This window comes from Enterococcus sp. AMC1252, assembly GCF_058216515.1.
Genome location: NZ_CM177097.1, coordinates 3,549,577 through 3,569,510, shown reverse-complemented (window position 1 = coordinate 3,569,510; position 19,934 = coordinate 3,549,577). Strand labels below are relative to the sequence as shown.

Below are 19,934 nucleotides of genomic sequence, written 5' to 3'. Positions count from 1 at the left end.
TATAAATAATTATTCCTACTTGCTTTTTTCGCTAGATTCAGTAATATTAGAAGTACCGATTACTATCTATGTAATTCGTTTGGAAGTGAAACAAACAATAAACACTTTCAACTTAAAAGAGGGAGATATCCATGAAACAAAAAAAGACTGAGAAATCAAAAGTATACACCATAGCATTATTAGTAGTAACAGCATTTGCAGGGGCAGTTTTAGCCAAAATAGCCCCAATGGAAGAAGGACATGGCTTTTCATCTCTATTTAGTGATGGAAAGGCAGACGAGGTAAAAGTAGTTGAAACAAGTGAAAGTAAAAAGGAACCAGAAAAAGTTAAAAAGTTAACGTATACTGAACAAATCAATCAAGATATGGGGCAAAGTAAATTTACTAACAGAATGCCAATCAATTTATTATTACAAACAGATGATAAATGGAAATCAACATCATATGGCATGGGGAATCCAGATGGCAATACCTTAGAAATTAATGGTTGTGCGATTCTTTCTTTAGCGATGGTCTCTTCTTACTTGGATAACAAGGACTATACACCTCAAGATATTCTAAACTGGTCGAAAAATGATTACTTTGTAGAGGGCGAAGGTACAGCTTGGTCAATATTCTCTGATTTTGCGATGGTTAAAGGATACCAATTTGAAGATCTTGAAACAGATATCACTGCTGTTGAAGAACACTTAAAACAAAAGCATCCTGTGATCATCTCAGTGAATCCAGGTCTGTTTACAGAAACAGGACATATTATGGTACTTAGCGGTACGAATAACGGGAAATTCTGGGTGAATGATCCAAATGATTCAGAAGCAAAAGGACATTCAAAAAAAGAATTTACAGCAGATGAATTAATGAATGAAGCAGCGAATTTTTGGGTGATCTATAAATAAGCTGAGCAAATAGTAAGTGGAGCTGACTTTTATTTGAGGTTGGCTTTTTTACGTTCTTCAAAAAGAAAGCGGTTTATTTATTTGCTTTGAACATATTGACATGGGATGGTTCCCACATTATACAATGGAGGTATAAAAAGGAAATGGAGTGAATCAAATGAAAATTATTATTGAAAAAAACTTTGAAGCAATGAGTGAAACAACTAAAAATATTTTATTAGGTCATATGAGTCAGGACAAACGTGTCAATCTATCAATTACAGCAGGGAATACGCCTGTTGGGGTTTATAAAAAAATGGTGGAAATCGTAAAAAATTCTCCAGACTACGCTAATGTTCATTATTATAATTTTGATGAAATCCCTGTAGAAAATCAAGCAGAAGGTGTGACAATCACTGATTTACGAAAATTATACTTGACCCCGGCTAATATAAATGAAGCAAACATCCATCCATTAACAGTAGAAAATTATGCCGAGCAAGATAAGCGTTTAGCTATGGATGGCGGGTTAGATGCCATGTTGATTGGTTTGGGTGGAGATGGGCACTTCTGTGGGAACATGCCGACGACGACTAGTTTTGAAAATTTAACTTATAAGATAAAAGTCTCTGGGGAAGAACCGTGGTTTGTTCCTGATATGATGGAAAAAGGCTTAGAATTTGTTACCATGGGGCCAGTTAGTGTGATGCGTGTAAAACATTTGATCCTGATTGTGAACGGCGAGAAGAAAGCAGAAATGGTTAGAAATGTACTGCAAGGACCAGTTACAGAGGAATATCCAGCATCAGTTTTACAACTGCATCCCAATCTTACAGTCATTTTGGACGAAGAGGCAGCAAGTAAGTTGGATAAATAAATACCATAGAAAGAGGTCGGGGCAGAAGTGTTTAACTCCGAGAAATATAAAAGAATTACTTCTGTTCTCACCGTTTATTCGGATTTTTTGAGGCTAGGATATAACTCGTTAAGTTATGTTCCAGCCCTTTTTTTCAACTCCGTTTACAAACATACGTTCTCGTGTTATTCTTAAATAAAATAAAACTGATTGGAGCCGGATATGGAAATAATTCGATGTGATTGGGCTAGTGGCAACGAGCTAGAAGCGAAATACCATGATGAAGAGTGGGGAACTGCAGAACATGAGGATCAAAAACTGTTTGAAATGCTGATTTTAGAAAGTATGCAGGCTGGATTGAGCTGGTCAACGATCCTTAAAAAGAGAGAGACTCTAACTAACGCATACGATCAATTTGATTATGTAAAAATCGCAGAGTATGATCAGGAAAAAATTGATTCCTTGTTAGAAGATCCAGGTATCATTAGAAACAAGTTGAAAGTAAATGCAACGATCAACAATGCAAAAGTCTTTATGGAGATTCAAAAGGAATATGGAAGCTTTGATCGATTTATTTGGCGGTATGTAGATGGAAAACCAATTAAGAATCACTGGGAAAATATCAAAGAAGTTCCAGCATCCACGGAGCTATCTGATAAAATCAGTAAAGATTTAAAGAAAAAAGGATTTAAATTTTTAGGTACAACGACAGTTTATGCGTTCATGCAGGCGACAGGTATGGTGGATGATCATTTAGTACATTGCTTTAAGAGACAAGCATAAACTAATAACTTATCGCTCTCTAAAGATTGATGTCACTTAGAGAGCGCTAGGTGATTTTTTTATCTATGTGTTAAGTTGTAGAAATATGAAGTATTTCATAAAGAGCGGCTTCGTGTTGGATAGGTTTTTCAGCATAAAATCCAAACACGGCGGCTTGCCATTTATCGGGGTTATAAATGATTAGTGTTCCTAAGCTATTTTTAGGTAGACTTTCTTGAATTTTCAGTAGTTCTTTTGGAACATCACGCAAAGATAATTGTTCATTGATTATGCTATTTTTTTCCAGTAAGTAAACAGCTTCTGCAAAAGAATCTTCTAAAGTTATTGCTAGAGGAAGACCTATTTGGATGGGTTGCCAGCCGAAATCGTTAATAATATTATCGTAAAATCCATCAAAAATAAATTGATTCATCCCATCAGAATTCTTCCATACATACAAAGGAGCGTATGAATTTGAGATTGCCCCTTGTACTTTTTCTGAAATAAGATAAGCTTTAAATAATAGACTATGGAAATTATCTGTTTTTGAACCATTTTCTTTGACTCGATTTCTAATCAGCGACATATCATAATCATCGGGTAAAGTAATTTTATATTGCATGGCATTCATTTTAAATCAGCTCCTGTTCTTGATATGTTTAGTATATTCTTTTTAAAAAGTATTGCATAATATGAAAAAATGATATACGGTATCAGTAATTGTGATAGCAAGAAATGGGTGGTAAAATGGAATTGAATGATTTAAAAATCTTTCAATGTGTAACAAACGCAGGTTCTATGTCAGCGGCTGCCAGAATAATGGGGTATGCTCAGTCCAATATCACTGAACGAATCAGACTGTTGGAACAAGAATTGTCTGTCAGGCTATTCGAAAGGACGAATCGAGGCGTCACACTGCTTCCAGAAGGCGAAAAATTATTGGAGTACGCATCGATAATTTTAGCCCAAGTTGATGCAATCAACATGCATTACGGAGAATTGCCGATAAAAATCGGTTGTACGCAAACAATTGCTTCTAATTATTTTAATTTCTCAGATGTTATTGATTATCAACCTAAAATGGAGTTGTTTATTGATACAATCGATCGACTAGAAGCGATGTATAAAAGAAAAGAACTTGATATTTTGATTATGAACAAAATGACTTCTTTTAAAAACAACCTTTTACTTAACGAAAAGGTTGGCTGGCTGTCTGCAACAGGTGCACGCGATGTTTACCTGATCAGTCGAGAGAAAGAATGTCCGTATAGAAAGATGATGCTGTCTTTAATCAATCCGCAGACTTGTAAACTTGTTGAAGTCGATTCTATTTACTTAATGATTGACCTGATTAAAAAAGGAGCAGGCCAATCGATTTTACCTAAGCGTTTCTTTCAGGAGAAACAGAATCAATCGTTGCTTTTCAATAAAATAGAGCAACAGGTTCCTATTTATATTGTTGGGAGTGAATGGAATTGTCAGCAAGTTCGTATGTTTTTGGAGTATAGTAGCGGTTTGAGATAGAGAGGGTTTGATTTTTGTGAATGATATTTATAAAGTTATCCATTCAAATTATGAAAAATTATCAGAAGCTGAACAAGAAGTGATTGACTTCATTTTAAAATTTGAAGATATAGAGACATTAAAATTAAAAGACATTCAAGATGAGCTGTATGTATCAAATGCTACAGTTATCAGGGCTTGTAAAAAACTGAATTATACGACGTTTAATGAGTTGAAAAATGCGTTTACTTTATCTAGAAAAGAAAAACAAAGTATATATCCAGTTGAAGTTGATTTCTTTCATATCTTAGAAGGAATAAGGACGGACCTATTAACAACATTGAAGTTAATAGACGAAAAGAGTATTGATCAAATATGCGATTGCCTGATTCATGCAAGAAGAATTTTTTGTGTTGGGACTGGTTCTAGTTCTCAAGTTGCAACGGAATTTAATCATAATTTAAACGTGATTGATCTTTGGTCTAGCGATTTTTCAGATGAATTTTCGGTTGAACGCATACCAAATATCAGTACGGATCAAGATGTAGTTATTGTTTTTTCTTTGAGTGGTGAAGTTGAGAGGATCAATGAAATCATGGTTCAAGCAAAAGAACGTGGAACGATAATTATTGCAATTACGAATATGTCGTCTAATACATTAAAATCAATCAGTACACACTCGTTATTAACGTATGGCAGTCCTAGTAACCGAGCAAAACTTCGTTCGAGATTAATGCTATATGTGGCGAGTACTTTGATTTATGAAAAGGTAATGATGAAGATATCGAGTTGTGCGTAACATTTCTACGTTAGACATCTTTTCATTAAAAAAAGGCCGAATCAAAACTATCTATTAGTTTTGATTCGGCTTTTTTTACTAAGGCTTATTTTTCAATTTTTTGTTCAGCCCACTCGGCAGCATATTGTTCTCCAGCAACTAAATCATATTGAATATACTTATAATCATCTAGGATTACTTTTTGTTCCTTGGTTAGATCCTTTTCAAGAATTATTTTATTTTTATCTGTAACAAAGACTTGCTTCCCGTTATAACGATTAGAGACACTTTCGACTGGATCAATCGTGGATGCCGGTAGTTTGTTTGTTACGTGTGTTAATAATGCATAGAAAGGAGTTACTTTGATGTTCGCTTGTTCAAATGCTAATGCATTAAAATTAAGCGGGGAAACAATTTTTTTGTTTAGCTTCCGTACTTGTTCGCGACTAAAAGCGTTGCTGTAAATGAAATAATCAGTCTCGTGATGTTCTAAACCATATTTTTTCTGATCATTACCACTGTATATAGAAGGCAAGTGATCACCGTAAAAGACAAAAGTGATTGGTTTTTGAATGGTGTCTAATTCTTTTAAGAAGTCTTTGATTGCTTCATCAGTATAATGAAGGCCTTGCATAAAGGTCGATAATTCGCCTTTTCTACTGTCCAAAACAGCTGTTCCTTCTGCACTGTAATCCAGTTGATCGTAATAATCACCGTAAGGCATGTGATTTTGCATGGTTGATAGCTGGATGAACTGTGTTGTCTCAGTATTACTTTTTAATGCTTTTAATGTTTCTTTATACGCTGCTTCATCAGAAATTCTCGGACTTCTACCGATTTTATCAGTATAGGTCAATTTGTTAGGGCTATCAATGTAGTAAAATTTGTCGAAACCAAATTTTTCAAAAACATCTTTTCTTTTATATAATGATGCGGTAAAAGGATGAATTGCAATTTTTTCATCAAATAAGTTTGTGATATTGGGACTGACTTTTTGGGCATCAACTAACTGGGTATAAGGTGTTACCAGAGAAGCAGATAAACTACTGATATCTAAGCTAGTCAATCCTTGCCACTCCATATTCGCAGTACCGCCACCATAACCTACAGACAGCATGATGCCGCCAGTGTTTTTTGACATGGTTTCCTTGATAGTTGGAATTGGCTCATTTAAAACTTTAAGGTTAGGAATTCTAGCAGGATCACTAAAACTTTCGCTTAAATTCAAAATCAGCGTTTGATTTTCTAACCAATCATTTCTTGTTTGGTTGATTTTTTCCGCTTCATTATCGTATTTTTTCATGATTTGTTCAATTTTACTCTTTGAATAATTTTCAGGTGTATCCATTATTTTGATATCGATATTGTTCAAGAATTGAATGATTGGACCATTTTCTTTCACTGCTGATGCTTGATCAATGAATGTTTTATTCACCCTAAATAGGTTGAAAAGAAAATATGAAGGCGACTTTTTATGGTTGATAAAAAATACGCCGGAAAATAAAATCAATAAAGTCACAATCCAAATGATTCGTCTTTTCCAATTGATTTTTAGGGAATATTGATGTTGTAATTTTCTTTGAACAATAATGCTAGAAACTGTTAAAAATAGTACTAAGACAGCGCCAATACCGATTAAAATAGGGCTGACCATAGAAAGAAGTTCAGAGATGCTGTTTAACATTTTTAAGTCAGAAGGAAAAACAGGTTCCTCTCTTAAGTTGACTTTGATTACACTAGAAACTGTTAGTAATAAGTCAACGGTCAGTATCAAAGAAAAAACATACCAAAAACGATTAGTAAGTAAAAAAAGCAATAGGAAAAAGCCCATAATGATAATCGTTGTTAAAAGCATAACAGATTGTCTCTGAGTAAAGATTTTGAGAACAACTTGGAAAGCTTGGGTAGAGCCTTCTTTTTTCTCAAGTAGAAAGATTTGTAAGAATGTAAATAAGTAAAAGAAAATGCCTACATTAAAGATCGCTCTTCTTTTATAGATCCAAGACATTACAACTTGTATTTTCTGATAAAACTGAGAAAGTGAATCAAATACTAAGTAGTTATTCAGTTTCTTAAATGGTGTTGATTTTAGGAGTAAGATACACGCTACAGTCAGAATAATGGTTGAAATTAAATATAAACCTATAAATTGGAATATATCTAAAAGCCAATTTTTACCAGAGTCTAGGAAAGATTTTTTTTCAAAATTGGTAATACGATAAGTTGTTAATGCCCAGTTAGTAAGCACTTGAGTGACAATTAGACTAACGGCTACTAAGGTCCCGTTGACTTTTATTCTTAATCTTTGTGAAATTGACTCTGAAAAAGTAAACAAACTTAAAGCATAATATATTGAAAATAAAGAGAACGGCACAGAAAACCGATTTGCTGTTGAGGCGTCTCCTCTAATGAACAATGAAATTTGTGTCATTAGTAAAATTAAACCAAAAAGAATACCTAAACTAAAGCATACCTGTAGAAACTTGAACTTGAATTTCTTGTCAAACTCCAATTGGTTAAAGACAAAGCCAACTAGGAATAAATAAAAAATCCAAATAATATTTTTACCATCATGAAATCCCCAAAGGTCTTTACTGAATAAAGTGGGGAGAATGACAAAGCCAATCGTCAACCAAAATATTATTTTTTTTAAAATTGTTGCCGATAACGTTTCAAGCCAACTTGTTAATATAGGAACGCTGCACAATAAAAGTACACAAGATACGGCATAAGTGAAATAGTTTTGACTGATTGGAAATAATACGATCCAATAGTCACGAAGGTTTAATGTCGATGACTGAACATAAAAAAAGAAATTGCTGGTAAGTGCGATTACTACATATAATAGAAAAAAGCTACTTAAATAGCTAAATACTTTTTTTCTAGCTATTTTCTGATAATGATAACCCATGTATAAGGGAACAAGGCTGAGTCCAGCTTCAGCTGTGACCTTCATAAAGGAATAGATATAAAACCTTCCAGGGTTTGTCGCATACTCAGGTATAGTTGTTGCGGAAAGTAATACCCTTTGGGCAATCATGAGGAGACAAGCTATCAAAATTGTTAAATAATCAAATTTTCGAGATTCATTTTTTTTCAAAAAAACACCCACTATATACATATTTAAAGATACCTATTCGGATAATAATGAACAGATGTCACTAGTCCAAATTTTATAGTACCGTAGAATACATCTTATTACAATCCTTCAAGCGGGAAAACGGCTAGATATATATATTTTTTGTATCCGAAAATAAATAATACCTCAAGGTAATCTAGTATGAAACCTTGCTTTAAAGGAATGGTGAGTGTTAGGATAATCCGTTGAGTAACCTAAAAAACAGTTTGACTGTAATGAATGGTCAAACTGTTTGGGGAGTCTATTCATATAGAAAGATTATTTTTTATCAAAATAATCTTCATAAACCAACATCAATTTATCAAAACTCTTGGCATCGGGAATCAGAGGGATAACAATGATTGGAATATTATTGATATAGATTTCAGGAATATTGGTGATGATACAATCATATGAGGCGGCTTCTTTTTCAAGTTCTTCTAATGAAGTGACTTGCAATGGTGTGCAAGAGAAGCGCCCACGTAAATAGTAAGTAATTCTTTCCGAAAGCATGTTCATGTAGCCCATTCCCGAGTTGAACAAAAGACAAGCTTTCATAGTTGGTGTCGAATACTCTAAGCGGTCAAGTAAGTTTGGCCAGTTGGTAAACAGTATCGAGATGGCCTCATAAATCATATACTCTTTATACGGATTTGAATAAAAAATGGCTTGCAAAGAGTGGATCAACTCCATTGGAAAGTGTCCGTATAAGTTTTTGATACTTGTCAGAAACTCTTTGTTTTTATTGTGTAGGATATACGTTCGTCCATGGATTTGACAGTCTAAATTGTATAGACGCATAAAAATATCATCAAAATCATCACATTTGCAGCCCATCTTTTTCTCGATTTCTTGTAAAAGATTTTCGATTTTTTGATATTTCAAAAAAGCATTTCGGTCTACTTTGATCAGATCACGTGCGGTATCAATTGAATCCACATACTGATTACTAAAAAATAAATAGAAAAAAGTATTTAAATTAGCTGGAGATAAGGGTAAATGGAACTGGCTATAAAATTCATCACAAGCATATGTATCATTAAGAATTGAAAATTCTTTTTCTGGTAAATCGTGAAGTTGATTTTCACTATTATGTTTTAACAAGTTGATAACGGTGTAAGTGTAAAAACGTAGGCGATTCAATAAAGAAAAGTCTAAGTTATACGACGGCTCATTTTGAACTGCTTGTTTAACGATCTGTAGACCAACTTGGTCTAAAATGGCTAACTGAGCAGGAGTCAAAAGACTTTCTGCTACGCCGTACTTCTCATAAAAATAATGCTGCATAAAATTACAAATACTATGTGGATCGCCAACAAGCTGCATTTTTTTCAAGTTGATCGTAAAACCTTCTATTTGAAGTAATTGATTAACTCGGAGGACGATTCGTTTGATTGTAGAGACGCTAGTGTAAAGATCGTCTGCTAAATCAACGATGGTAGAAAAATTATGTAAGAAAATTTTTTCAATCAGTTGGAATTCAACACTATTTTTGATGAATTTCTGGTAAATACTTGTTTTGCAGAAACCGAAATTTGTTGCAAGACGAATACCATATTTTTTAGAGGATTCAATCGTAGCAGGAGCAAGTAGAGCTTCCAATTCAATAATATCTGATTTTAATGTTTTAACTGGAGCGTTTAAAGACTCTGATGCATTGGTAAAGGTGACCCAATCGTTGTCGGCCAATAGTTCCATTAGCTCCAACTGACGTTTGGATCTTGAGGAGAGGATTTCTTTCATAGTATCAACACTTTCTTTTTTTATGTTATTTTTTAAATTTGTTCAGATTGTAATGAAATAAATTTCAATCCATTGCCTATTTTAACTTGAAACAATCTATTTTGTCTATATATCAGTAGATAATAATAGATGTTATTTTAAAATAATTTAAAAAATATAGGTCAATTTTATCTTTTTAGTAGAAAAATTTGACCTTGAAACAATTAGATTTTTGATAACGTTTGTTATTTTCTTTGTATTTTGTTTATTCTTTATTTTTATTTTCATAGTATGACTAAAATGGATCAAGTATTCCTTTTTGGCGACTATAAATGACCCTTCTTTTTCTTACATAACATTTAAACTAGTATTAAGCCGGTTGAAGGCGACACAATGAATGGAGGACAATATATGAAGAAACAGTTATTAGGATTAGCATTAATGTCAACAATTATTTTAGGCGGAGCAGGTTTGTTACACGCAGACGAAGCGGATGCCCATGGATATGTAGAAAAGCCAGCTGCTCGTGGTTATCAAGGTTCATTAGATAAAAATACACTTGGTTGGGGACCGGCGTTAGAGAAATATGGAATGGTTATTACCAACCCTCAATCTTTAGAATACGATAAAGGATTTCCTCAAGCTGGACCAGCAGATGGTCGTATTGCATCAGCACAAGGTGGTAAAGGACAGATTACTGATTTCGTGATGGATAGCACTGGTGCTAACCGTTGGACGAAACAAGATATCAACACTGGATTAAATACATTTACTTGGCACTATACAGCGCCTCACAGCACAACTAAATGGCATTACTATATGACTAAAGTTGGCTGGAATCCAGAAAAACCATTATCTAGAGCTGATTTCGATTTTATTGGTGAAGTGAAACATGATGGTTCAGCTGCTTCAAACAATAAATCACATCAAATTGTTGTTCCAGAAAATCGTTCAGGTTACAATGTGATTTTGGCTGTTTGGGATGTTGCAGATACAGCGAATGCTTTTTATAACGTAATTGATGTAAACGTAAAAGGTAAGGGAGAAATCGTTCCTCCGATTGAGGTAGCACCAGAAAAGCCTGCAAATGTAAAAACGTCAGAAGTTACTACTTCGTCACTTAAGTTATCTTGGAACACTGTTGCAAACGTAAAAGAATACAATGTATACCGTGATGGCAAAAAAGTTGCTACAGTTGGCGGAACACAGTTTAATGACGCAAACTTAGCAGAAAACACATCATATTCTTACCAAGTAGAGGCAGTTGGAACAAATGGTAAAATTTCTGAAAAGAGTGCTGCAGTAAAAGTAACAACACAATCATCAGCTGTAGAAGACAACCAAAAACCAACAGCGCCAACAAATGTCCATTCTATGGGCACTACAGAAAATTCAGTAGATTTAATGTGGACAAAATCAACGCACTTTTTAGGTGTAAAAAACTATGAAGTTTACCGCGATGGTAAAAAAGTAACAACAACAGAAAAAACTAGCTTTAAAGATACTGGATTAAAAGCCGATACAACTTATAAATATACAGTTAAAGCGATTAGCGTTGGTGGAAATATTTCAGAAACAAGTGCAGCATTTTCTGTGAAAACGAAAGAAGCTTCAAGTGGTCAAACGACATGGGTTGCTGACAAAGTTTATAACACTGGGGATAAAGTTATTTTTGATGACTTAGAATATGTAGCAAAATGGTGGACAAAAGGGAACCGTCCAGATAAATCAGACGCTTGGAAACTTCTTTCAGATAAAGTAATGAATTGGGAAACAAACAAAGCATACAGCGGCGGAGATAAAGTAACATTCCAAGGTAAAACATATAAAGCAAAATGGTGGACACAAGGTAATCAGCCCGGAACTGCACCAGTTTGGGAATTAGTTTAATCATAAACAATACTTGCATGACATAATAAAAAAACAGAACTACGACATAGAACAAAAAGAATAGCTAGACAAGATTACTGCATCTTGTCTAGCTGTTCTTTTTTAATTGGACATGGAAGTATAGTATTAGTGGATTTACAGCTTTTTTTCAAACGATACAAAACATTCACTAGCTTTACACGCCTTTTACAAAAAAATGGTCGAATCTTAATAGGCTTTTGTTAAGGTTTAGTTAATCAATCGAAAGAGGTGTAATTTAAAAGAATGAAAAAAAATGCTATCGGATTTGTTAGTTTTGTTTGTTTGGGTTTATTTGTTACGGGATGTGCTTCTGGAAAAGCTGAAAAATCAGATATTTCTGTAGATGATTCATTAGAAACGATCACTGAAAAAGCGAAAAAAGAAGGCGAAGTTGCTAGTATTGGGATGCCTGATACTTGGGCCAATTGGATTGGTACATGGAAAGATATTGAAGCCAAATATGGGATTACTCATAGCGATACCGATATGTCTAGCGCAGAAGAGCTAGCTAAATTTGATTCAGAAGGCACAAAAGGGACGGCTGATATTGGTGATGTTGGGATTAGTTTTGGACCGCTTGCTAAAAGTAAAGGCTTGACTTTACCATATAAAACAAGTTATTGGGCTGATATTCCTGATTGGGCAAAAGATAAGGATGGCGATTGGCTCCTTAGTTATACAGGAACGATTTCGTTTCTTACAGATAAAGGAAATGTCGACAACGCACCTAAAAGCTGGAAAGAGTTAGCTGAGGGCAAGTATAAAGTAAGTATTGGCGATGTAACAACTGCAAACCAAGCACAATTTGCTGTATTAGCAGCAGCTGTCGCAAATGGTGGAGATGAAAAAAATATTCAGCCTGGATTAGACTATTTCAAAAAAATTACTGAAGCTGGACGGTTATCAACGGTTGATGCGAATTTAGCTAATTTAGAAAAAGGGGAAATTGCTGTAGCGGTCGTCTGGGATTTTAATGGCTTGAATCATCGGGATCAGATTGATAAGTCACGCTTTGAGGTATCAGTGCCTACAGATGGCTCGATCATCAGCGGATATACAACGATCATCAATAAAAATGCTCCTCATCCTAATGCGGCAAAATTGGCTAGAGAATACATTTTGTCAGACGAAGGGCAAATCAACTTAGCGAAAGGGTATGCTAGACCTATTCGTAACGTTAAATTACCAGAAGAGGTGGCTAAAAAATTACTACCTGATTCAGCATATAAGTCAGCTGTGCCAGTGAAAGACAATGCTGCTTGGGATAAGACCTCAGTGGAACTACCAGAGTTATGGCAATCAGAGGTATTAGCTCATGCAAAATAAACAACAAGCAAAATTGATTGTGGTTATCTTAGATGGTTGTCGGTACGATACAGCTGTTGCACAGTTAGGATTTTTAAATCATCTAGTCGAACATAACCAAGGGAGTTTAATTCAGGTTCGAGCAGAAATGCCTAGCAATTCTCGTCCGTTGTATGAAGTGTTGATGACAGGAATCCCTACTTATCAAAATCGTATTTATACTAACAATAGCTGTCAACGTTCCCAACAGGTTTCTTTGTTTGATTTGGTGACACAAAATGGCGGGAAAACAGGAGCTGCAGCTTATAGTTGGTATAGTGAGTTGTATAATCAAGCGCCTTATAATAGTAAAATAGACCGTATTCAAAATGACGAAGCAAAATTGATTCAGCATGGCATTTTTTATAATGATGATACGTATCCTGATTCTCATTTGTTTGCAGATGCTCATTATTTGGTTAACGAATACGAACCTGATTATTTGATTGTTCATTCTATGAATATTGATGATGCAGGGCACCGTTATACTGCAGACTCAAATGAATATCAGTGGGCGGTTAATCGGGCAGATAGTTTGTTAGGAGAATTCCTCCCAGAATGGTTGGAAAAAGGGTATCAGGTGGTCGTTACCGCAGATCACGGAATGGATGAGTTTGGGTTGCATGGTGGTAATTTATCTGCTCATCGAGAAGTACCGCTATATCTGTTTTCTGATAAAAGGTCTACTATTAAGACGCAAGAAATGCAGCAGTTAGAATTAGCTCCGTTGTTTTGTTTTTTATTAGGAATTGAGCCAGCTTCTAAAATGCTTAAGATCGATCATTTGTTAGGAGAGTGAACGGGGTGAAAAAAAAGTTACTGCTATTGCCAATGGCTTTTATTTTCGTGGCATTTCTGATTGTTCCGTTGCTGTTCATGATCGTTGGCAGTCTGCAGTCTGATATAGGCAATCAATGGACCGTCGCTAATTATGTAGCGGCTTTTGAAAATGCGTATTATAGTCAAGCATTTGTTAATAGTGTGTTGATTGCTATTTCATCTAGTGTATTGGGATTGGTTGGAACATTGGTTTTGTGTCTTTGTTTAACGAGTTTGTCCTCTCGTATGCAGGAATCAATCACCTTTATTTCTAATTTGGCTGCGAATTTTGCGGGGATTCCGTTAGCGTTCTCTTTTATCATCTTGTTGGGAAATGTAGGTGTTTTGAAAATGCTATTGCCGATTTTAGGTGGATTTAATCTTTATTCTTGGCTAGGGTTGACGATTACTTATGTTTATTTTCAAATTCCATTGGGTGTGCTGTTTTTATATCCAAGTATCAGAGAGGTCAAAAAAGAGTGGATTGATTCTGCAGAACTTTTAGGTGGTTCCCGTGTATATGCGTGGCGTAAAGTTGTTCTGCCGTTTTTACGTCCGTCTATAGCAAGTACTTTTGTCATATTGTTTGCTAATGGGATGGGCACTTATGAAACAGCTTATGCGTTAACAGGTAGTAATATTAATCTGTTAACCGTTCGGATTGCTGCTTTAGTTTCCGGGGATGTTTTTGCTAAACCGAATATGGGCAGTGCTTTAGCGGTGCTGTTTGGTGTGATTCTTGTTTTGGCAATGGCGCTTATTCAAAGGAAAGGGAAGGTGCTGCGCTAGATGAAAAAAATAATTGTTCCGATCCTGTTGGTTTGTTTTGCTATTTATTATATTTTCCCTTTACTCGCGACAATTCTTTATGCTAGTTCGACGACTTGGTCAAAGTCGCTTTTACCAGAGGGCATTACCATCAAGTGGTTTCAACAGTTGTTACATGATCAAGCGTTTTTTGCAGCTGCAGGTCGTTCGTTGTTGCTAGCTTCAGTTGTTTTATTGGCGATTTTGTTTATTATGGTTCCGACGATTATCTGGGTTAATTTATTCTTCCCAAAAATCAGCAGCGTTATGGAAAAATTAGTTTTACTCCCGTATGCTATTCCGGGCGTTATTTTGGTAACTGCCCTTTTACGAACGTATTCTAAAACTTCGATCTCCATGTTTATTGTATTGATCGGCGCACTATTTGTGATGGCTTTGCCGCTGGTTTTTTTGGGTATCACGAATCAAATGCGGTTAATCAATGTGAAAGAATTGATCGAAGCTGCTTCTACATTAGGTGCACCGATGAGAACGGTTTTATTTCAGATTCTTTTTCCCAGTATTCGTATTGGAACAACATTAGTATCGCTGATGATTTTTTCTTCGGTGTTTGGTGAATATATGCTGACAAACCTGTTGATCGGCGGAAGATTTGAAACATTACGAATTTATATGCTTCGACGAATGAATGAAAATGGACATTTGGCTAGTGCAGTAATGGTTTTGTATTTGATTTTTATGATTGTTATTGCCTTAACAACATTCTTTGTGATGAACCGTCAGAAAAAACAATTGTTCAGTTTGAAGGCAAAAATAGCAGAAGAGGATCTATCTTTAAGTGAAGGAGTTGTTGTCAGTAATGTTCTTGAGCATTCGTGATTTAACGTTATTTTTTGGTGAGAATCAGATATTGGCTATCGAAGATATTAGTATCGAAAAGGGAGAGTTGGTAACATTATTAGGGCCGAGTGGTTGCGGGAAATCTACTTTATTGCGTTGTATTACTGGATTAGAGCAGCCAAGAACAGGAAAGATATTGCTAGAGGACATGGAGATTCAAAATAAACCAACCAAAGATCGAAATATTGGGTTTGTTTTTCAAAATTATGCATTATTTCCAACAATGTCGGTGTTTGAAAATGTCGCATTTGGCTTGAAAGTGCAAAAGTTTAGTAAAGAGGAGATCAATCAACGAGTGTTCAAGATTCTTGATTTGGTAAATATGGTGGAACACGCTGAAAAGAATGTGCAACTATTATCTGGTGGGCAAAAACAGCGAGTCGCTTTAGCTAGGTCTTTAGTGACAGAGCCCAAGGTTCTATTGTTGGATGAACCGTTAAGTGCACTTGATGCACGAATTAGAAAGCAACTGCAAAGAGATATTCGCACAATTCAGCAGGAACTGAAAATGACGATGATATTTGTGACTCATGATCAAGAAGAGGCTATGCGAATCAGTGATCGGATTTTTGTGCTTGAGAGCGGTAAAGTAGCTCAAGTTTCGACAGCTGATTTGTTGTATGAACAGCCAGAAAATCCTTTTGTAGCTGAGTTTATTGGCAACTATAATAAGTTTGACTGGCAGGAATTAGCAGCCTACACAAGAGATTTTTCAACAACGGCTAATCGTTTTGTTTATTATTTAAGACCAGAATTGATCCAATTGGAAGCTGGAGAAGATAGTATTGAAATCCCGGCTAGCTTAAAAGAAAAAGTGGTTTTAGGCAATATTCAGCGGTTTATCTTTTTAACAGATACAAATCGGGAAGTGATTGTTGATTGTCTGAACGATGGAGTAGAAAGAGCGATCCATGATGGTATTTATATAAGAAGAGAAGATATCTTAGCTGTTCCTGTGACGAACTATAAAGAAGAAGTTCAGTTGAGGGCTAAATGATCGAAAGAGGTCAAGATAACCATTATTGGTATCGTGACCTCTTCTTGTTATTCAAAACTAGGATGAACGAATCAAATGCTTTGGATATGTGTATGTTTGAACGCGTCAGGGTATTTCAGTCCATATCCCAAGGTTCGATCCATAAAAATATGTGCAGACCAAACGATGGCGATTGGTAATAAAAGCGTAGTGTGAGTAAAGAGATAAATGGAAATTAAGAGTATTGGAAAAACTAAATTATGAGCTAAGTTGTATATATTTGCACCTAGAGCGGGATTTTTCAAGTAACCAATCATTGAAATGTCAGGTAACAAGAGAAAGAGAAAGAAATATAAAATTGAAAAATCCCAATAGATAAAAAGTGTTAGTGTTAAAAGAAAGAGAGCGCCGTTTTCTAGTTGTAAAATAGTCTTGTTGTTCATGCTTGCTTCCTCCTATAGTCCGTAGTATGAGAGTTGGTCGATCAAGACGGATAATTCGGCTTGATTTTCTGCGTAGTTATTATTTTCAATTGTTGCTTTTAGTTTAAGTAATAATTGATAAGCCGTTTCATAAAAAGTGATTTTTTGTTTGATATAGGCGATTTTATTGGTTAAAAATTCAGTAGAATCGTTGTTGCATTGGATAGAAATCGGTTGCCTTTTTAATTCGAGTAAGTAATTGATTTCTTTGATTGAAAAATCTAATTCTTTTAAAGCTAAAATGATTTTTAAATCTTGCGTGTCTATTTCTGTATAGGTGCGATAGCCATTAGTTTGTCGTTTAGGTCGAAGTAAGCCGGATTTTTCATAAAAGCGGATTGCATCAGTCGATAGATTAAATTGTTGCGCGAATGCGGTAATGTTCATTGAGTATACCTCCTGTAGTGCAAGTGTAACATTGGACATAGCTCCATGGTCAAGAGGAAAGTAGCGGATGATTTATGTAAAAAGCTGTATTATAATGAAAAAAAGAGCTGCTTGTTAGAAAACTGAGAAAAATAGGAGGGAACTAAATGAAATTTGAGTGGCGCAAACAAGAGAAAAATCTTTATTTACCTAAAGCGAAACCGATGGAACTAACTGTGCCAAAACAGAAATTTTATACGATATCAGGACAAGGAGACCCGAATGATTCTCAATTTGGGGAAGAGACAGCGGCTTTGTATGGGATGTCGTATGGTATTAGGATGATGCCTAAAAATGGTAGTACACCCGCTGGTTATTTTGAGTATACAGTTTATCCGCTAGAAGGTATTTGGACATTATCAGACGCAGCAATAGCGGATGGTAGAGCCTTTAATAAGGCAGATTTGGTCTATAAAATAATGATTCGTCAACCAGACTTCGTTACAGAAGAGTTAGCTTTAGCGAATATGGATCAGGTCAATAAAAAGAAACCCAATCCGAATAACTTGAATGTAAAGTTTGAAACGATTGAGGATGGGAAATGTGTACAAATGTTGCATTTAGGCTCTTATGATGATGAATTTAAAACCTTTGAAGTGATGGATTCATATTGTAAAGAACATCAGTTGAAGAGAACAACTTTAGCTCATAAAGAAATTTATCTTTCTGATCCTAGAAAGGTTGCCCCGGAAAAGATGAAGACGGTATTGCGCTATTTTGTTGAATAGAATGATAAAAGTTCTATAGGATCGAACAATTGGACTGAAAGAGGATGGGACAGGAGTGTCTAATCCCGAGAAATAAGAAGGAATTCACGAAAATTGTTCTTTAAATTTTTGTGAACTTCAGCTTATTTCCGAAGGAACTGCTTCTGCTCCCACCGTTTATTCAGATTTCACGTGAGTGGGATATGACTCGAAGAGTTATGTCCCACTCACTTTTTTGGATATTGCCGCAGAACCTGACTTTTTTCATTCACTTAAACCAGTATTTCTCGATAGATATGAGCCTCATAATCAGAAAGAGTCATTCGATGGTTTAGTGGATTAGAGTTTGCGGTAGTTAGTAATTCTTCCCAGGCGGAATAATTCCAAGAGTCTGGGAAAGAGATTGATGTTGCGTTTCGATCTAGTTGAACCAAAATAAGCCAACGTTCGGTTTCAGTTGTGCGTGTATAACAAAAAACGGTCGGATGTTCAGGTAAAAGCAATTCGAATTTGCCGTGAATAAGAGCATCTGTTTGTTTTCTTAGACGGATCAAGGACTGATAATGATGGAAAATACTACTGTTTTCCAGCTCTTTCTGTGCAGCATTGATACTGCTGTAATTTTCGTTTACTTTAAGCCAAGGCTCAGTTGTTGAAAATCCTCCGTGTAAGCTGTTCTCCCACTGGAAGGGGGTGCGCCCGTGATCTCTGGACCAATTTACGGCGATCGTTAAAGCGTCATTGTCCATTTTTCCTTGTGCCAATAGCGTTTGGTAGAAATGAATGGTATCAGCAGCGTTGATTTCTTCTATAGAGCGAAACGGATAATTAGTCATTCCGACTTCTTGACCTTGATAAATAAATGGCGTGCCTTTTAATAATAATAAGACCGTAGCTAAGGCTTTAGCTGCTTCAGGTGAATCATCTCCATAAACGGATACGCTGCGAGGAGTGTCATGATTTTCTAAATATAGAGCATTCCAGCCGTTCTGTTCAAGGCTCGTTTGCCACTCATTTAAAGAATGTTTTAAATGAGGAATGGAACCTTTTTGGCTGCCTAACTCGCCAATGCGCTCGCAGTGCTCTAGTTCAAAAATCATATTGAAATAACCATCATCCCCCGTCCACGCATCCGCCGCGTGGTGAGGTACGCCACTAGCTTCGCCGACAGTCATGATAGAGTATTCATTAAAAATAGCTTTTAGTTCTTTTAAATAGGTTTCAATACCAGCAACATTCATAAATGGAGCCCACGGGTTATCTGTAATTTCAAAATCCCAAGGTTCTTTTTGAATGTGACTGATTGCGTCGATACGGAAACCGTCGATTCCAAGGTCAAGCCACCAACGGATCATCTGATAAATTTCATGACGAACGTTTTTGTTTTTCCAGTTAAGATCAGGCTGTTCCTTAGCGAAGACGTGAAAGTATGATTGTTCGGTTGTTTCATCGTATGTCCAAGTAGAACCGCCAAAAAATGATTGCCAGTTGTTAGGTGGTACTTCTTTTGTCGCATCAGCCCAATGGTAGTAGTCGCGATAGGGGTTGTCTAATGATTTTTTTGATTCGATAAACCAAGGATGTTGATCGCTCGTGTGATTGACGACTAAATCCATGATGATTTTCAGATCTAGTTCATGCGCTTCTTTGAGTAAAGCTTGAAAATCACCCATGGTACCGAAATCTTCATGAATAGCTTGATAATCAGAAATATCGTAGCCGTTATCTGCATTAGGAGAGGCATAAATAGGGTTAATCCAAATAAAATCAATGCCCAGTTCTTTTAAGTAAGGTAATTTTTGGCGGATCCCATTCAAATCACCGATTCCATCATGATTACTGTCTTTAAAACTGCGAGGATAGATCTGATACCCCACAGCCTCTTTCCACCAACTGTTTTTTTCTGTTTTTCGCTTTTGAATTGTTTGGACAGCTAAATCAGACATGTACATTACCTCCAAGATTTAAAGTGTAGCAAGCTTGTGAA

At 35.7% G+C, this 19,934-nt stretch carries 18 protein-coding genes and 1 pseudogene; 13 read left to right on the top strand and 6 right to left on the bottom strand.

The window, feature by feature from the left end; translation table 11 throughout:
* Positions 1-131: 131 nt before the first annotated feature.
* From AC4BB5_RS16830 to AC4BB5_RS16820, 3 genes are all read left to right on the top strand, one after another.
* Positions 132-896, top strand: coding sequence for a C39 family peptidase (locus AC4BB5_RS16830; RefSeq protein WP_490457205.1), 765 nt, complete (start codon positions 132-134; stop codon positions 894-896).
* Positions 897-1,053: 157 nt separating this feature from the next.
* A complete protein-coding gene (locus AC4BB5_RS16825) occupies positions 1,054-1,752 on the top strand; it encodes a glucosamine-6-phosphate deaminase (protein WP_490457204.1) in 699 nt (232 codons plus the stop codon).
* A gap of 201 nt (positions 1,753-1,953) precedes the next feature.
* Positions 1,954-2,514, top strand: coding sequence for a DNA-3-methyladenine glycosylase I (locus AC4BB5_RS16820; RefSeq protein WP_490457203.1), 561 nt, complete (start codon positions 1,954-1,956; stop codon positions 2,512-2,514).
* Positions 2,515-2,584: 70 nt separating this feature from the next.
* On the opposite strand, the gene AC4BB5_RS16815 is transcribed toward AC4BB5_RS16820, so the two are convergent.
* Positions 2,585-3,124: a DUF4865 family protein gene (locus AC4BB5_RS16815; RefSeq protein ID WP_490457202.1), complete on the bottom strand. Its 540-nt coding sequence runs from the start codon at positions 3,122-3,124 to the stop codon at positions 2,585-2,587.
* A gap of 116 nt (positions 3,125-3,240) precedes the next feature.
* Between AC4BB5_RS16815 and AC4BB5_RS16810 the strand changes: the two genes are divergently transcribed.
* On the top strand, positions 3,241-4,017 hold the full coding sequence (locus AC4BB5_RS16810; protein WP_490457201.1) for a LysR family transcriptional regulator: 777 nt from the start codon (positions 3,241-3,243) through the stop codon (positions 4,015-4,017).
* Positions 4,018-4,033: 16 nt separating this feature from the next.
* Positions 4,034-4,795, top strand: a complete 762-nt coding sequence (locus AC4BB5_RS16805) for a MurR/RpiR family transcriptional regulator (RefSeq protein WP_490457200.1) — start codon at positions 4,034-4,036, stop codon at positions 4,793-4,795.
* A gap of 85 nt (positions 4,796-4,880) precedes the next feature.
* On the opposite strand, the gene AC4BB5_RS16800 is transcribed toward AC4BB5_RS16805, so the two are convergent.
* Both AC4BB5_RS16800 and AC4BB5_RS16795 read right to left on the bottom strand, forming a co-directional pair.
* Complete coding sequence (locus AC4BB5_RS16800) at positions 4,881-7,874, bottom strand: LTA synthase family protein (RefSeq protein ID WP_490457199.1); 2,994 nt, start codon at positions 7,872-7,874, stop codon at positions 4,881-4,883.
* A gap of 297 nt (positions 7,875-8,171) precedes the next feature.
* Positions 8,172-9,635 (bottom strand): AcpB/EbpR/MafR family transcriptional regulator, encoded by a 1,464-nt coding sequence (locus AC4BB5_RS16795; protein WP_490457198.1) that lies wholly within the window; start codon positions 9,633-9,635, stop codon positions 8,172-8,174.
* 390 nt (positions 9,636-10,025) lie between these two features.
* Here AC4BB5_RS16795 and AC4BB5_RS16790 point away from each other — a divergent pair, with 390 nt between their 5' ends.
* The 6 genes from AC4BB5_RS16790 to AC4BB5_RS16765 all read left to right on the top strand — a co-directional run bounded on the left by AC4BB5_RS16790 (position 10,026) and on the right by AC4BB5_RS16765 (position 16,353).
* Entirely contained in the window at positions 10,026-11,504 is a 1,479-nt protein-coding gene (locus AC4BB5_RS16790) for a lytic polysaccharide monooxygenase (RefSeq protein ID WP_490457197.1), read from the top strand.
* Between the two features lie 264 nt (positions 11,505-11,768).
* Positions 11,769-12,851: an ABC transporter substrate-binding protein gene (locus tag AC4BB5_RS16785; protein WP_490457196.1), complete on the top strand. Its 1,083-nt coding sequence runs from the start codon at positions 11,769-11,771 to the stop codon at positions 12,849-12,851.
* Complete coding sequence (locus AC4BB5_RS16780; RefSeq protein ID WP_490457195.1) at positions 12,841-13,668, top strand: alkaline phosphatase family protein; 828 nt, start codon at positions 12,841-12,843, stop codon at positions 13,666-13,668. The genes AC4BB5_RS16785 and AC4BB5_RS16780 overlap by 11 nt, the downstream gene beginning before the upstream one ends.
* A 32-nt stretch (positions 13,669-13,700) precedes the next feature.
* The gene (locus AC4BB5_RS16775; RefSeq protein WP_490459090.1) at positions 13,701-14,477 is read left to right on the top strand and encodes an ABC transporter permease; all 777 of its coding nucleotides are present in this window, start codon (positions 13,701-13,703) and stop codon (positions 14,475-14,477) included.
* The gene (locus AC4BB5_RS16770) at positions 14,478-15,335 is read left to right on the top strand and encodes an ABC transporter permease (RefSeq protein ID WP_490457194.1); all 858 of its coding nucleotides are present in this window, start codon (positions 14,478-14,480) and stop codon (positions 15,333-15,335) included.
* A complete protein-coding gene (locus AC4BB5_RS16765; RefSeq protein WP_490457193.1) occupies positions 15,316-16,353 on the top strand; it encodes an ABC transporter ATP-binding protein in 1,038 nt (345 codons plus the stop codon). The genes AC4BB5_RS16770 and AC4BB5_RS16765 overlap by 20 nt, the downstream gene beginning before the upstream one ends.
* 71 nt (positions 16,354-16,424) lie before the next feature.
* Here the strand turns inward: AC4BB5_RS16765 and AC4BB5_RS16760 are convergent, their stop codons facing one another.
* Both AC4BB5_RS16760 and AC4BB5_RS16755 read right to left on the bottom strand, forming a co-directional pair.
* A complete protein-coding gene (locus AC4BB5_RS16760) occupies positions 16,425-16,775 on the bottom strand; it encodes a DUF4260 domain-containing protein (protein ID WP_490457192.1) in 351 nt (116 codons plus the stop codon).
* Positions 16,776-16,787: 12 nt separating this feature from the next.
* A complete protein-coding gene (locus tag AC4BB5_RS16755) occupies positions 16,788-17,201 on the bottom strand; it encodes a MerR family transcriptional regulator (RefSeq protein WP_490457191.1) in 414 nt (137 codons plus the stop codon).
* 146 nt (positions 17,202-17,347) lie between these two features.
* Here AC4BB5_RS16755 and AC4BB5_RS16750 point away from each other — a divergent pair, with 146 nt between their 5' ends.
* Positions 17,348-17,968: a GyrI-like domain-containing protein gene (locus AC4BB5_RS16750; RefSeq protein WP_490457190.1), complete on the top strand. Its 621-nt coding sequence runs from the start codon at positions 17,348-17,350 to the stop codon at positions 17,966-17,968.
* A gap of 44 nt (positions 17,969-18,012) precedes the next feature.
* Positions 18,013-18,135, top strand: a pseudogene (locus AC4BB5_RS16745) (DUF3788 family protein); the annotation flags it as partial.
* A gap of 84 nt (positions 18,136-18,219) precedes the next feature.
* Here the strand turns inward: AC4BB5_RS16745 and AC4BB5_RS16740 are convergent.
* Positions 18,220-19,893: a glycoside hydrolase family 13 protein gene (locus AC4BB5_RS16740; RefSeq protein WP_490459089.1), complete on the bottom strand. Its 1,674-nt coding sequence runs from the start codon at positions 19,891-19,893 to the stop codon at positions 18,220-18,222.
* Positions 19,894-19,934 lie beyond the last annotated feature (41 nt).